This window comes from Haliscomenobacter sp., assembly GCF_033763495.1.
Taxonomy (GTDB): Bacteria; Bacteroidota; Bacteroidia; order Chitinophagales; family Saprospiraceae; genus Haliscomenobacter.
Genome location: NZ_JANRKL010000005.1, coordinates 1 through 14,877 on the forward strand (window position 1 = coordinate 1; position 14,877 = coordinate 14,877).

Consider the following 14,877-nt stretch of genomic DNA (forward strand, 5'->3'; position numbering starts at 1 on the left):
CTGATCTATTTTATATTCAATCACAACCGCAAGGTTGCTGATAAAACAGAAGCATAATGGACATTTCCCAAATAATAAATGAACTGGGCGAAGACCGGGAACAGTATTTCAATGCCGTGTCACCGCCCATCATGCAAACCAGCAATTTTGCTTTTAAAAAAGTAGCTGATCTTTCAAAAGCCTTTGAAGATGAAATGGGAGGCTATCTCTACAGCCGTGGCCTGAACCCCACTGTTGATATATTAAGGAAGAAACTAGCCGCATTGGATGGGGCAGAAGATTGCCTTGTTTTCAATAACGGTGCCGCCGCTATTTTCGCCGGTATTTTTGCCAACATTAAATCCGGCGATCATATTGTGTCGGTGAAAAGCCCCTATACCTGGGCACAACGGATGTTTGACAATATTTTGCCCCGTTTCAATGTCGATACCACCTATGTCGATGGAACCCTTTTGGAAAACTTTGCCGAAGCCATTCGCCCCAATACCCGCATCATTTACCTCGAAAGCCCCAATAGCTGGACTTATGCGCTGCAGGATTTGCGGGCGGTCGCCGATTTGGCCCGTGATCATGGCATCATCACCATTTGTGACAACAGCTATTGTACACCCTTGTACCAACGCCCCATCGAAATGGGGATTGACCTGGCCCTGCAAAGTGCTACCAAGTATATCGGCGGGCATAGCGATACCGTAGCTGGTGTACTCAGTGGCAGCAGTGCCATGATCAAAAAAATCTTCGACAGCGAATACCTCAACATCGGGAGTGGCATCCAGCCTTTTAATGCCTGGTTGTTGATCCGGGGTTTGCGCACCCTTTCTGCCCGGCTGGAGCGGGTTTCGGCTACTACCCCCAAAATTGTAGATTTCCTGAAACACCATCCCCAGGTCGAAAAAGTGCTGTTCCCTTTTGATGTAACTTTCCCACAATACGAGTTGGCGCGGGAACAAATGAGTGGGGCCTGTGGTCTTTTGAGTTTTTACCTTTATGCTGATACACGACAGGAGATTGTGCGTTTTTGTGAAGGTTTACACCACATCATGATGGCGGTCAGTTGGGGTGGGCACGAAAGTTTGATCCTGCCGGGTTGTGCTAGTTTACAGGATGAAGAATTTAACCCGGACAATCCTGCACATCGGGTTTTACGCCTATACGTTGGTCTGGAAGATGCTGAATACCTGATCAAAGACCTGGAGCGAGGTTTCGAAAGTATGTAAGCAAACCTGATAATTCTGTCAGGGCGTCCAAAGTTTTAAAAAAAAATTTGTGCTTTGGACAATTATTTTTTTGTTTTTTAATTGTCAGCTGCGTGACCTTTCCCAAATCCATGCGTATAAAGAGCTGATTGCAAATGATTTCGAATAAAAGGGAATACACAAAAAGTTTTATTCCTTGTCAATGAGTATTTTACGTGCTTGCTTTAGTAAATGTCAGTTGCATCTTACGAAATATTCCCCTAATTTTCGTTCGCTTTTTGATCACTCAGGAACGTGTTTCAAATCAGTTTATCCCCCGAGGGTACTTTTTCAAAACACTAACCTTAATCAAAGTTATGCTGAAATTACCTTCCGATCCGCGCAGCGTCGCTAAAATTGAGTCCTTCCTGGACAAGATGGTAAACAAGTACAAAATCAACCCAGACCTTTACGGAAACATGCTGATCAGCCTTACTGAAGCGGTGAATAACGCGATTATTCACGGCAACAAGCAGGATGCCTCCAAACATGTGCAAATCCAAATGCACAAGTCGGCTGATTGTATTGCGGTACGGGTTTCCGACGAAGGTCGTGGTTTTGATTACCGTAGTTTACCCGATCCTACTCAACCGGAAAACCGCTGCAAATGTGGTGGCCGTGGAGTATTTATGATGCAGCAATTTTCGGATGGCATCCGTTATTGTGACAATGGCCGCACTGTAGAAATGCAGTTTCGCCTCAATTGTGGCAACAATCGCTAATTTTTCACCAAACTTTTATGGATGATTTTGAGCTCTACGATGATTTAGAAGAAGACGGCCCAAGTGATCCAATTTCTTTTTTTGCCGAAGAAATTGACTTCGAACCCGCCAATCCCGCCTTGTTGCGCCGATGGATTGAAAAGGTTATAGCATATGAAAAGGCCGAGCTCAATTTTGTCAATTACATCTTTTGTGATGATACCTATCTGCTGAAACTCAATCAGGAGTACCTTCAGCACGATACACTTACCGATATCATTACTTTCCCTTACCATGATCCCCCTGTTGTTGAGGGGGATGTGTTCATTAGCATCGATCGCATTCGCGAAAATGCCCATCAATTTGGTGTTTCATTCGAGCAGGAACTGCACCGGGTAATGATTCACGGGGTTTTACACCTTTGTGGGTATGGGGATAAAGACCCTGCGGATAAAGCTAAAATGACTCAGAAGGAGGATGAAGCCCTTCAACTACTCAAAACCATTTGAATTCACTTGCGTCAATCTTGAACTCAGACTCACGCAAGTGAATTTGGCCTATTGATCAGAGACTGGTAGGTGCGCGGTCCAATTTGCCTTTTACGTAGAAATACGCTTTCTCTTCATTTTTCATAAAAGGTATTTCCTTCCCATCTTTTAGCTTGTATAAAAACACCGTTTCCTCCAGCAATCCCTCCTCGTACTTGTAGCTTTGATCAATTCTGATGTGATCATAAGGTGCGAATGAACTCATCTCTTCCACTTCAAAATCAAGGGTCTGTTTTCTGAACTCCCGGTCGCTAAATCCTTTACCTTTTCCCAAGGATGAAAAAAGATTCACTGCTAGTTTTGACCCTGTAAGGGCATAGTTGATTTCGAAGTACATCGTTTGGGAGCGCTCTCCAGCCCGTCCGTCATAGGCAGGATGAAGCCGATGTAAGTTCTTGATGGATTTCCACTGTTGCTTGTAGCGTTTTTGAGTGACGTTAAAAACATAATCATACGTCTCGTCACGTTTCCAGTTGCCATCGGTATAGCGATAAGCATTGCTGATGCCATTCCAGATGATGGTGTAGGTGTCTTCAAGCTGTGGATCAGGGTTGAGGGGAACAATTGCCTTTTCTGGGCTTGAACAGGCGCAAAAAAAGACTAAAGAAACAACAGCCAGGTGAAATTTAAGCTTTTTCATTGTTTGGATTGTATTGGTGAATGAATAGCACAAATTTCAGCCTTGGCCAAAACAATCCAATTGACCTATGTTACAATCGTTCGGAGTAAGCGATTTTTTTTCGAATGCGGCTCAAACTTTCCCGCTCAATGCCCAAATAGGAAGCCAAATGATAGAGTGGGATTCTTTCCAAATAGCTGGGGTGTTCGGTGATCAGCTGTAAATACCGTTCTTCTGCCTCCATAAATAAAAAAGATTCAACCCGGGTGATCGTCTCCCGGTAGGCTCTTTCCGCAATCAATCTGCCGAATCTTTCCCAGTTGTGGGAATGGTCATAGGCACTTATCAAGGTAGGCAATGTAAACACAATGAGCTCCGCGGGCTCCAATGCTTCAATGTAGTACTTGCTCGGTTTTTGATTGGAAAAACTATCATAGTCTACCACAAAATCGTTTTCCAAGATAAACCGAGTATTGACTTCCTTGCCGTCCGCCAGGTAATAAACCCTGAATACACCTTTGCAAACAAAACCAATGTGATGGCAGATTCTACCTGGCTCTAAAAACAATTTCCCTTTCTGGTAAACCTGTTCACCCAAAAAGCGGTTAAAAAATTGGCAATCCGCCTCGGTTAGAAATGGGACTTGTTTTAAATAAGCAGAAAAAATCGCCAGATTCTCCATAACAATTTCCTTTAGTCAAAGATAGTCAATTGTCATCCCGTGAAATGGCCATACGCTACAAAAAATGGATTGCGTAAATCCTCTTTGTTGTACTTTAAAGGTGCATTGGTATTTTGATCAATCACCTTCCCCCCTGCTTCTTCCAGAATAATTTGTGCCGCACCTGTATCCCATTCCATGGTTGGCCCCATACGCGGGTAAACGTGCGCTTGGCCTTGGGCAATCATCAAAAACTTGAGCGAACTACCTCGTGAAACCAACTCGGGCTGATCCAATGCATTGATGAATGCTTCGGTTTCAGGATTCATGTGTGAACGCGAACAAACTACTTTTAACCCGGCATCTTTTAACCCAAAAGACAATGCCTGCAATTGCTCAACTTTGCCCTCTTTTTCAAAAAACCCTCCTTCACCTTTCAGTGCGTAATACATCTCATCATAAACCGGAACGTATACTACCCCCAATTCAATAGTACCCTTGTTGATCAAGGCAATATTGACCGTAAAATCTCCATTGCGTTTGACAAACTCCTTAGTACCATCCAATGGGTCAACCAGCCAGGCTTTTTCGAAATGCTGGCGCTCGGCGTAGGGCTGCAATTTATTTTCTTCCGAAATGATTGGATACTTTACCGGAAGGGCTTCCAGCGCCTCACAGATGATGGCATTGGCCGTGCGATCAGCAATGGTCAGGGGGGAGGTGTCAGCCTTATGTTCAACCTGAAAATCGGCTTCGTTGGCGTAAATATCCAGAATAGCGGCCCCAGCGCGACGGGCAATTTGGGTAATTTCAGCAATGAGTTGTTTGTTCAGCATTGAATGGGTATTTTCGAGCCGCAAAACTAATACAAATGAGCAAGATTCTCGTTACAGGTGGCTGCGGCTACATCGGCAGTCATACCCTGGTTGATTTGATCGACAATGGTTTTGAGGTGGTTTCCATTGATAACCTGATCAATGCATCGGAAAACATTCTCGATGGAGTGAAGGCGATTACCGGAAAAACGGTCCAAAATTACCACATTGACCTCTGTGATAAAGCAGCGACCAGGGCCGTATTTCAGGCTCATCCTGATATTGCAGGCATCATCCACTTTGCTGCGCTCAAATACGTAGGAGAAAGTGTGGAACAACCACTGCGCTATTTCCGCAACAACCTCGATAGTTTGCTCAATATCCTGGAATGTATGCTGGAATTTGGGGTAAAAAACATCATTTTTTCTTCCTCTTGTTCCGTTTATGGCAATGCTACTGAACTGCCTGTAACCGAAAGCACTCCCTTTCAAAACGCCGAGTCTCCCTATGCACGCACCAAACAAATGGGCGAGCACATTTTACAAGATTTCTGTTTTCAGGAAAAAAATACCAATGCTGTCATCCTGCGCTACTTCAACCCGGCGGGCGCCCACGAAAGCACTTTAATCGGCGAAGCAGCTACCGCAGCCACTAATCTGGTTCCCGTAATCACCGAAACTGCCGCCGGCAAACGCGCCAGTATGACCGTATTCGGGGCTGACTACCCTACCCGAGATGGCAGTTGTGTACGCGACTATATCCATGTGATGGACCTGGCCAATGCCCACACCAAAGCCATTCAATACCTCTTGGCCAATCGGCAGGAGAGCAACTGCGAAACTTTCAACCTGGGCATTGGTGAAGGGGTAACCGTACTTGAAGCCATCAAAGCCTTTGAGGAGGTAGCAAGTCAAAAACTCAATTACGTCATCGGCCCTCGCCGGGCTGGCGATGTGATAGCGATTTATGCCAACAACAACCGGGCTACCGCGCGCCTGGGCTGGCTGGCCAAACGAGGCATAAGTGACATCATGCGTACCGCCTGGGAATGGGAACAAAAACGTTAATAACTGATTTATTTTTTTCTAAAAAATTCAATACATTGTAATAATTTTGAACCATTCTCCTGAGAGCCACTTTCCTACCTACCTCCAATGCACCTAAGCGGTGTACATCTTGATTTTCCTACAATTCAAATTATATACCCATGAAGCACTTACTACGCTTGTGCTTGGCACTGTTTATGCTAGGTTTGATCACGGCTTGTGATCCTGATAATCAGGAAGTTACCTTTCTTCCTACTGCAGATGAATACGACTCGGAGCTCGTCCAGGATTGGATGGGGCTGACACTGCAACTCACCAAAGAAACCGCGGGTTATACTCCTCCTGTAGCCGCCCGGATGTTTGGGTATGTTGGTTTAGCTTTATTTGAGTCGGTTCGTCCTGGAATCCCTAAGGGGCTGAGTATGGCTGGGCAAATTTCCGGCTTGGAGGCCTCAAATTTACCTCAAATTGATCCCAACCTGGAGTACCACTGGGTTTTAGTAGGCAATGCGGCATTGGCCCAAATTGTAAAAGCATGTTATGCCCCAGCCACGGAGCAAAATAAGTTTTTGATTGCCAGTTTGGAACAAAAGTACAATGAACGCTTCCGGAATAAAATCCACGATGACATCCACAAAAGATCCACTGAATTTGGTAAGGCCGTAGCTGATGCAATCGCCAATTATGCCAATAGTGATGGCCAACAGTTCTGCTATCAAACCAACTTTCCGACTACTTACACCGTTCCTACCGGGACAAGTTTGTGGGTACCAACCGCTCCTGCTTTCCAAAAAATACCACTCCAGCCTTTTTGGGGCAAAGTGCGGACTTTTTACCCCAACAATTCCGATGTTTCCATGGTGCCTGCGCCGCCTACCTATTCTACCGACAAAACTTCACCTTTTTATCAGCAGGCTTTGGAAGTGTACTCGACTGTTAAAAATCTGACCGCAGAACAAAAAACCATCGCTGAATATTGGAGTGATGATCCAGGAAAAACATTTACGCCTCCTGGGCACTCCATCGATATTACTAAGCAAATATTGGCCAAAGAAGAAGCTAGCCTGGCAGTTGCCGCTGAAGCTTTTGCCCGCGTTGGTATGGGGGTACACGATGCCTTCGTGTCGTGCTGGAATGCTAAGTACACCTACAACTTACTGCGGCCAATCTCTTACATCAAAGATCAAATTGATGCCTCCTGGAACACCCATTTGACCACGCCGCCATTTCCTGAGTATACCTCGGGGCATTCCACTCAATCGGGGGCAACGGCGCAAATATTGTCGGATTTATTTGGCTACAATTATGCTTTTACCGATCGGGCACACAAAGATCGTACCGACATTGACGGCAGCCCACGTACATTCAGTACATTTTTTGAGTTTGCCAACGAGGCTGCTGTAAGCCGTTTGTACGGCGGAATTCACTACCGTGCAGGCAATGAACAGGGGATCTTGCAGGGCATTCGGGTAGGAAAAAACATCAGTAAATTGAAATTCAGAGACCTTTGAGTATCATAAAATAAAAGGCTGGCGCATCAATCCGCGCCAGCCACACACCCTGCTACTCACACAGCAGGTTTTCAGCATATTTTCTACAGCATACGCTGCATCGCACCCAATACTTCCCGCCACAAGGAATCCTTAAACTGAGCCCGAAACACTCCGTAGTGGTCAATTTTGGGCGTATTCCAATCTTCAGGCCGCAATACCTGAAAACTCAATCCAGCTACACTTTTGACATGATCCCAAAAAGCAGGCACCGAGCGTGCGTTGCTGATGGGATCGTCCGTGGCCCAAAATACGTGGATGGGAAAAGGCAATTGATCAAATGCGCCGATTGGAACACTTTTTCCATAAAACTTTGAGTCAAAAAAATAATTGGGCTTGCTGCACCAGGCTCGCCACTGCGTGACCACTTTGCGCGGTAAATCCTCCATGATTTTGAACCTCTTTGCCGCTACATAGCCCTTCAATAAAATACTCAAAGGGCTAAACAAATAAAAAAAATAATAACTCTTGAGCCGATAGCCCAAAGGCATGTAGGGCAAATACCCTACCGAAGTAGCTATGGCCACCAAACCTTTTACCTTGTGTACATTGGGCATAAATCCTACTTGTTGTCCACCAGCACTATGGCCTAAAATCAACTTAGGCAAATTTGGATACCGGGCATCCAGAAAGTCCAGTACCGCAGGCATGTCCTTCTGGCCATAGTCCAAAAAAGAAAAGCTGCATTGCCGCATATCGGCTGGTTTTGATTCGCCAGTTCCTCGATAATCGTATACGATGGTAGCCAGGCCCTGTTCAGCCAGGTAATTGGCCAGGGGCAGGTAAAATTCTTTTTTGAATCCAGTGCCTCCACTGAGCATGATGGCTGCGTGTGCTTGAGCGGGAGCGCAAAGCACGGCAGAAAGGAAAACCCCATCTGTGCAGGTGATGCTGATTTTTTCGGTTTGTGCCAGAGGGCTTCGGGTCGGGATGTTTGCGGACATGGTTATAGGTGTTTTATTTTATTGATCGTTCGTTAAAATTATAGAGCAAAAAAAATCACCGATTGGCGATTCGTTCCAAAGCTTGTTTCAGATAGTTTTCTTCCCCAAACAAGCGGGTAAGCAGCAGCGCACCTTCGAATTCCTGCACAGCCTGAATAGCCATTTTTGAAGCTTCCTCAGTTGGGTATCTTTCGCCATAAATCCGGGTTAAATACTCGATGAAAGTGCTGAAAAATTGGCGCACAATGGGTAAAAAGGAATACTCTTTTCCCACGGATTCAAGTTCAGCATTGGCCATTAAGCCCTCTTTTTCCGATGGCATTTTGGCCTTTTGAGTGTAGCATTCCAGCGCAGTATTGGCCATCAAACACCCATTGGAGTAACCATTAAAGTCATAAAAGCGGGCCATTTTACTGGCCAGTTTTTGCAGTTTACCAGCCGTATCCAGTTCAGGGTTTTCAACAATCCGCTTGAGCATTTGGGTAAATTGCTCCAACATGTAACTCAGGATTTCCTTCATCAGGTCCTCCTTGTCTTTGAAATAGTAATAAAAATGCGATTTGGCCATGCCCAAAGTGGTGGCTAGGTCTCCAATGCTGGTATAGTGGTAGCCTTTCTCCCAAATCAGGAGCAATGATTTTTGTAGTATTTCCTCCTTACTGGTTTTGATGGTAGGCATGAGTTGAATTTACTGGCTCAATTTATTGAACAATCGTTAAAAAAGCGAGTTTTTGGACAAGTTTTTGACAAAACAAGGATTAAAGAAACGTTAAACCCCATTCTGACTTGCTACTTTGATGTACCGCTTACGTCAAAATAGCGTTCTTGTAACAAAAAAAATTTATCATGAGCGGACGTTACCTAGTACTGTTGCCCCTCCTAGCCTGGGGTGTTTTGCACAATCCTGCCGAAGCCCAATTGGGCGGCTTGGTCAACAAAGCCAAAAATGCCGTACTCGGCAAAGGTGGTGAATTGAGTGCTGACGAAGCTGGAGCAGGGCTCAAAGAAGCCTTAAATGTGGGCATCGACCAGGCAGTAAGTTTCCTTTCTGCCAAAGATGGTTATTATACCAGCCCTTATAAAATCCTCATGCCCGAGGAAGCCAAAACCATGGCGGCCAAATTGAAAGTCATTCCCGGGTTTGCCAAGTTTGAGGAGGATTTATTGGAAAAAATGAACCGGGCGGCGGAAGATGCGGCAGCTCAGGCCAAGCCGATCTTTGTCAACGCCATCAAACAAATGACCTTTAAGGATGCCATGAACATCCTGATGGGTGAAAAAAATGCAGCTACCCAGTACCTGCAAACCACCACCACTACCCCGCTCACCGAAGCCTTTTTGCCCGTGATCCAAACTTCACTGGATAAGTTCAACGCTCGGGAGTATTGGGCAAGTGCAGTTACCGCCTACAACAAAATCCCACTGGTGAAAAAGATGAATCCGGAGTTGGACAAATACGTCACTGAGAAAGCGCTGTTGGGTATGTTCCAATTGGTAGCCAAAAAGGAATTGGAAATTCGGGAAAATGTAGATTCCCGCAGCAGTGACCTGTTGAAGAAGGTATTTGCCAAGCAAGACAAAAAATAGAATGACGAATTTTTCGAATGGCGAATGGCGAATGGCGAATTTTACCAGTAGTTCCTTATTCGTCATTCGTCACTCGAATAATTCGTCATTGCTATTGCTTCTTCATCCATTGTTCAATGGCCGAAAAAGCTTTTTCCCGGACAGGTAAAGGAGATAAAAAGATATCGTGTAGCCCGCCGGGAATGGATTTATTGTTTACCTCTTTGCCCAGTTTCTTGGCCTTGGTTCGGATGGTGGGGGCATCGAGTACAACATCTGAGCGCATCGCTTTGGGTCCAAGCTCACCGCCCGAATAACTTTCCTGGGAAGTAAGCACCAATACAGGACATTCAATATTCAAGCCTTGATCAACTTTACGATGGCCATTGATAATGGCGTTGGTCCAGGATTGATAAAAGGGGAAGCCAGTGCGTGGCCGCCAGGCGAAATTGAAATCCCACTCGCCTTTTTCACTACTATGAATGGTTTGGGTATACAAGGGACTACCTTCACGAGGTAAAACTGCATTGTAATTGAACCGCCCCAGAAAACCATAAAAACGCAACACATTCATACTCAAAGCATCGGCTTTAAAGCCTAAAAAAGGGCTGTTCAGCACAATTTGATCAATGGCTTTGCGCTGATTGCCCTGGGCTGCGTACAGTGCACCCGTAAGTCCACCCGTGGAATGCCCAAAGAGAAGCAAGTGCTGATGTCCATCCCGTTGGGTAATGCGTTGAATGGCGCTGTCCAATTCGGGGAAGTATTCTTGCAAATCCCGGCAATAATTGGGCTTTTGATGGGGAAGCAAAGAGCGGCCATATTTGCGCAATTCCAGGGCATAAAAGTCGAAGCCACGCTCATTAAACCATTTCGCTAAGTGGTCGTGGAAAAAATAATCTGCCCAACCGTGCAGGTAAATGACTGCACTGTCGCTGGGATGCGGAGCGGGTTTCGACAAAAGGGTAGCAAGGACCTTCCCTTCGTAATCGTCAGGAAGGGCAATCGTTTCAATCCGATAACCTTGATTGATTTGTTGATCCAGGCTGGAAAGTTGCACAGGTTTCTGGTGCAAAAAAGTTTGTTGCCCGGGCAATCCCGAATAATAGATGAGTCCGATCAATAAACCCACCGGGAGCAAAAGCCAGAGAAATCGACGTTTTTTCATTTTCAAGTCCGTAAGATTTGAACTAAGAGATGTTTAAGCAGAGGGACAAAAGAACGATTTATTTTTTATCGCCCCTAAACAAAGCAGGGCGTCTTCATGGACGCCCTGAATAACCCCAAAAAACCAAATGAAAACAATCTACATATGAATGCTCTTTTTCAAGAGAATTGAAATCGAAACCCAATATTGCAAAAAAACGCAGCTATTTGCTTATTTTTCAGCTTTTAACAACACTTTAACTTAAAAAAAGCAGGGTAAAAAATGTTTACTACTTGTGTTTTACAAAAACGATAAAACCTTAAGAAAAATATATGGAGTCCGAAGCATTTTTTTTTGAGCCACTTTTTTAGCCCTTTTCTCAATTTTATGTTTTAATTTTGATCACAAACCAACAACGTGGCTAAAGTAAAAAAAATATTTGCCTGTTCAGAATGTGGCGCTACTTCCCCCAAATGGGTTGGGAAATGCCCAGCCTGTGGTGAATGGAATACCTACCAGGAAGAAATCATTTTTAAAGAGACCCCGCAGGAAACCGCAAAGAATGCCTGGAAACCCAAAACAGGCCCTCTGGACGGCCCTAAGCCCATTGCCCTGCCCAACATCAGTGCCAGCAATGTGATGCGCCTGGTTACACCCGATAATGAGTTGAACCGGGTTTTAGGTGGCGGCATTGTACCCGGCTCTTTGATTCTGATCGGAGGACAACCCGGTATTGGCAAATCCACCCTCCTATTGCAGGTCACTTTGCAGTTGAAACATAAAGTCTTGTACGTTTCCGGAGAGGAAAGTGAAGAGCAAATCAAGATGCGGGCGGATCGACTTCCCCACTCCCAGGATCATTGCTACATCCTGACCGAAACCAATGTAAGCAAAATCATTGCCTTTGCCAGTGAATTGGAACCCGACCTGGTCATCATTGATTCAATTCAAACGCTACAATCTCCGTACATAGAATCTACTCCTGGAAGCATCTCGCAGGTGCGCGAATGTGCCGGAGATTTGCAACGTTTTGCCAAAACCAGCCATGTTCCGGTATTCATCATTGGCCACATCACCAAAGATGGATCCATTGCGGGGCCCAAGCTGCTGGAACATATTGTGGATGCGGTGCTGCAATTTGAAGGCGACCAGCACTATACTTACCGCATTTTGCGCACCGTCAAAAACCGCTTTGGGTCTACCGATGAGATGGGCATTTATGAAATGCAAGCCAATGGCCTACGCGAAGTATCGAACCCCTCAGAATTGCTGCTTTCCCAAAAAGAGGAAGACCTAAGTGGTAGCGCAGTAGCTGCCACGATGGAAGGCATGCGCCCCATGTTAATCGAAACACAGGCACTTGTCAGTAAAGCTGTGTATGGAACGCCCCAACGTTCGGCTACGGGTTTTGACTTGAGGCGTTTGAGTATGCTTCTCGCTGTATTGGAAAAAAGAGGGGGCATGCCCTTTGGGATGAACGACGTATTCCTCAATATAGCCGGAGGGATTCGGGTAGATGACCCAGCGATTGACCTGGCCATTGTCAGTGCATTGATCTCCTCCCTGGAAGATGTGGCCGTGCCCAGCAACATTTGTTTTGCTGCCGAAGTAGGGCTATCCGGGGAAATCCGCGCCGTCAACCGCATCGAGCAGCGCATTCAGGAGGCAGAGCGCTTGGGTTTTAAAGAAATTTATTTTTCCAAGTACAATTTAAAGGGCCTGGACCAAAAACGGTTTGGGATAAAATTGCGCCCAATCAGCAAGGTCGAGGAACTGTATCAAGCCTTATTTGTTTAGTTTAGAGGTTGAGGAGTTGAGAGACTTCCGATGCTCAACTCCTCAACTTCTAAACTTCTCAACTCATATGAAACCAGTAGTTCTCTTCGACGGAGTCTGTAACCTTTGCAACGGGTTTGTACAAACCCTCATCAAGATTGACCCGACAGGTAAATTCCAGTTTGCGGCACTGCAATCTGAATTTGGACAAGAGGTAATGACCAAAGCTCAATTGCCTGTCAATGAAATCAGTACGGTGATTTTATACGACAATGGAAAAATTTTCACCCATTCAGATGTGCCACTGGAAATCTGCCGACAGTTGGGTGGCCTTTGGAGTATATTCCTGGTATTTAAACTGGTTCCCCGCTTTTTGCGCAACCGGCTTTATAATTGGGTAGCTCGTAACCGCTACCGCTGGTTTGGCCAACGGGAAAGCTGTATGATTCCAACTCCGGAATTACGGCAACGCTTTTTATAAACTCTTCAATTTTTCTCCCTATTTTCGCCCCCGTTTAAAAACAGACAAATGAGAAGGACCGAAATTGCTAAAGTATTGGCTCAACCTGTACTCAATGAATCAGTTACTGTGATGGGTTGGGTGCGGGCTTTTCGTGGCAACCGCTTCATTGCGCTCAATGATGGAAGTACCCCGCATACTTTGCAAATTGTGTTGGATGCGGAAAAAATGGATGAATCCATCCTGAAAAAGATCAAATTCCACGCTTGTTTGAGTATAACCGGCCAGCTGGTAGCTTCACAAGGAGCGGGCCAGGCAGTGGAAGTATTGGCTGAAAACGTAGAAATTTTGGGCGAGTGTAATCCCGAAGATGGATACATGATGCAACCCAAGGTCCAAACCATGGAATTTTTACGCACCAATGCGCATTTCCGCATGCGTACCAATACCTTCAGTTCGGTATTTCGTTTGCGCCATGCCGTAGCTTTTGCGGTGCACAAATTTTACAACGACCGTGGTTTTTACTATATGCACACCCCCATTATTACGGGTAGTGATGCGGAAGGTGCTGGCGAGATGTTCCACGTCACCACCCTGGACGTTAACAATCCTCCACTTACGGAAGAGGGCAGCGTAGACTTTGGCCAGGATTTTTTCGGAAAAGCGACCAACCTTACCGTTTCCGGCCAATTGCAGGGAGAAATTGCAGCCCTCGCATTGGGGAAAATTTACACTTTCGGACCAACCTTCCGGGCTGAAAACTCCAATACCCCCCGTCACCTGGCTGAATTCTGGATGATTGAACCAGAAGTTGCCTTTAATGACATTTACGACAACATGGACCTGGCGGAGGAATTCACCAAGTACCTGATCAATTATTGTCTTGAAAACCACCTGGCGGACCTGGAGCTGTTGGACAAACGGTTGGCCGAGGAGCAAAATGCCTTACCAAAAGACAAGCGCCGGGCCATGGGCTTGATCGAACAATTGCGTTTTGTAGTCGACAATGCCTTCGAACGCATTACCTATACCGAAGCGGTGGAGATTTTGATGAAATCCAAACCGTATAAGGAGAAAAAATTTGAATTCCCGGTAGAATGGGGGATCGATTTGCAATCAGAGCATGAGCGCTACTTGGTTGAAAAAGAATTCAAAAAACCAGTCATCGTACGCAATTACCCCAAAGAAATCAAGGCTTTTTACATGCGCCTGAACGACGATGACAAAACCGTTGCCGCCATGGACGTTCTGTTCCCGGGTATCGGTGAAGTGATTGGTGGTTCACAACGGGAAGATCGCCACGATCTCTTGTTGGAGCGGGTAAAAGCTGTGGGTATTCCAGAAGAAGAATTGTGGTGGTACCTCCAATTGCGCCAATTTGGTGGTGCGCCGCATGCTGGATTTGGCCTGGGATTTGAACGGATGGTGCAGTTCATTACTGGTATGTCCAATATTCGGGATGTGATTCCTTTTCCACGGACGCCGGGAAATGCAGAATTTTAAGAAAAAGGTCAATTGGAAAGGGTGGTCGAAAGGTCACCCAGACATACCCTATTTATAGTATTTTTTAAAAATCCATATAATTTTTCTCCAAGTTTGAAATATTGTCCCTATACTTGCACCATTATGACTTTGTTATGACAATTCAACGCTTTTCGTTGAGTTGAAGGCAAAAAAAAAGCCGTACTCTGATGCACGGCCTCACGCTAATAACAAATCATAATCTCATGAAAAAATAAGACGACCTAAAAATCTTTATTAGAACGAACTAATGTCAAGTTTTGTTGCCTTTAACAGCTTGATTATGGA

15 protein-coding genes are annotated in these 14,877 nt (G+C 45.4%); 9 read left to right on the forward strand and 6 right to left on the reverse strand.

The window, feature by feature from the left end; all coding sequences use genetic code 11:
• Nucleotides 1-56: 56 nt before the first annotated feature.
• The 3 genes from SFV55_RS00330 to ybeY all read left to right on the forward strand — a co-directional run bounded on the left by SFV55_RS00330 (nt 57) and on the right by ybeY (nt 2,445).
• On the forward strand, nt 57-1,217 hold the full coding sequence (locus SFV55_RS00330) for a PLP-dependent aspartate aminotransferase family protein (protein ID WP_320027445.1): 1,161 nt from the start codon (nt 57-59) through the stop codon (nt 1,215-1,217).
• Nucleotides 1,218-1,552: 335 nt separating this feature from the next.
• On the forward strand, nt 1,553-1,957 hold the full coding sequence (locus SFV55_RS00335) for an ATP-binding protein (RefSeq protein WP_320027446.1): 405 nt from the start codon (nt 1,553-1,555) through the stop codon (nt 1,955-1,957).
• A 17-nt stretch (nt 1,958-1,974) separates the two neighbouring features.
• The gene (gene ybeY, locus SFV55_RS00340) at nt 1,975-2,445 is read left to right on the forward strand and encodes an rRNA maturation RNase YbeY (RefSeq protein ID WP_320027447.1); all 471 of its coding nucleotides are present in this window, start codon (nt 1,975-1,977) and stop codon (nt 2,443-2,445) included.
• 55 nt (nt 2,446-2,500) lie between these two features.
• On the opposite strand, the gene SFV55_RS00345 is transcribed toward ybeY, so the two are convergent.
• The 3 genes from SFV55_RS00345 to cysQ all read right to left on the reverse strand — a co-directional run bounded on the left by SFV55_RS00345 (nt 2,501) and on the right by cysQ (nt 4,600).
• Nucleotides 2,501-3,124, reverse strand: coding sequence for a hypothetical protein (locus tag SFV55_RS00345; RefSeq protein WP_320027448.1), 624 nt, complete (start codon nt 3,122-3,124; stop codon nt 2,501-2,503).
• A gap of 70 nt (nt 3,125-3,194) precedes the next feature.
• Nucleotides 3,195-3,785, reverse strand: a complete 591-nt coding sequence (locus tag SFV55_RS00350; protein ID WP_320027449.1) for a Crp/Fnr family transcriptional regulator — start codon at nt 3,783-3,785, stop codon at nt 3,195-3,197.
• 32 nt (nt 3,786-3,817) lie between these two features.
• Nucleotides 3,818-4,600, reverse strand: coding sequence for a 3'(2'),5'-bisphosphate nucleotidase CysQ (gene cysQ, locus SFV55_RS00355; protein WP_320027450.1), 783 nt, complete (start codon nt 4,598-4,600; stop codon nt 3,818-3,820).
• A gap of 35 nt (nt 4,601-4,635) precedes the next feature.
• On the opposite strand from cysQ, the gene galE reads away from it, so the two are divergent.
• Together galE and SFV55_RS00365 are read left to right on the forward strand one after the other, a co-directional pair.
• Nucleotides 4,636-5,646: a UDP-glucose 4-epimerase GalE gene (gene galE / locus SFV55_RS00360; protein WP_320027451.1), complete on the forward strand. Its 1,011-nt coding sequence runs from the start codon at nt 4,636-4,638 to the stop codon at nt 5,644-5,646.
• A 140-nt stretch (nt 5,647-5,786) separates the two neighbouring features.
• Nucleotides 5,787-7,136, forward strand: a complete 1,350-nt coding sequence (locus SFV55_RS00365) for a vanadium-dependent haloperoxidase (RefSeq protein ID WP_320027452.1) — start codon at nt 5,787-5,789, stop codon at nt 7,134-7,136.
• Between the two features lie 83 nt (nt 7,137-7,219).
• Here the strand turns inward: SFV55_RS00365 and SFV55_RS00370 are convergent, their stop codons facing one another.
• Together SFV55_RS00370 and SFV55_RS00375 are read right to left on the reverse strand one after the other, a co-directional pair.
• On the reverse strand, nt 7,220-8,119 hold the full coding sequence (locus SFV55_RS00370) for an alpha/beta fold hydrolase (protein ID WP_320027453.1): 900 nt from the start codon (nt 8,117-8,119) through the stop codon (nt 7,220-7,222).
• 55 nt (nt 8,120-8,174) lie between these two features.
• On the reverse strand, nt 8,175-8,798 hold the full coding sequence (locus tag SFV55_RS00375) for a TetR/AcrR family transcriptional regulator (RefSeq protein WP_320027454.1): 624 nt from the start codon (nt 8,796-8,798) through the stop codon (nt 8,175-8,177).
• A gap of 167 nt (nt 8,799-8,965) precedes the next feature.
• On the opposite strand from SFV55_RS00375, the gene SFV55_RS00380 reads away from it, so the two are divergent.
• Nucleotides 8,966-9,706, forward strand: coding sequence for a DUF4197 domain-containing protein (locus tag SFV55_RS00380; protein ID WP_320027455.1), 741 nt, complete (start codon nt 8,966-8,968; stop codon nt 9,704-9,706).
• A gap of 91 nt (nt 9,707-9,797) precedes the next feature.
• Here the strand turns inward: SFV55_RS00380 and SFV55_RS00385 are convergent, their stop codons facing one another.
• On the reverse strand, nt 9,798-10,853 hold the full coding sequence (locus SFV55_RS00385; RefSeq protein ID WP_320027456.1) for an alpha/beta hydrolase: 1,056 nt from the start codon (nt 10,851-10,853) through the stop codon (nt 9,798-9,800).
• A gap of 396 nt (nt 10,854-11,249) precedes the next feature.
• On the opposite strand from SFV55_RS00385, the gene radA reads away from it, so the two are divergent.
• The 3 genes from radA to asnS all read left to right on the forward strand — a co-directional run bounded on the left by radA (nt 11,250) and on the right by asnS (nt 14,571).
• Nucleotides 11,250-12,629, forward strand: a complete 1,380-nt coding sequence (gene radA / locus SFV55_RS00390; protein WP_320027457.1) for a DNA repair protein RadA — start codon at nt 11,250-11,252, stop codon at nt 12,627-12,629.
• Between the two features lie 67 nt (nt 12,630-12,696).
• Entirely contained in the window at nt 12,697-13,089 is a 393-nt protein-coding gene (locus SFV55_RS00395) for a thiol-disulfide oxidoreductase DCC family protein (protein ID WP_320027458.1), read from the forward strand.
• Between the two features lie 48 nt (nt 13,090-13,137).
• Complete coding sequence (asnS, locus tag SFV55_RS00400) at nt 13,138-14,571, forward strand: asparagine--tRNA ligase (RefSeq protein ID WP_320027459.1); 1,434 nt, start codon at nt 13,138-13,140, stop codon at nt 14,569-14,571.
• Nucleotides 14,572-14,877 lie beyond the last annotated feature (306 nt).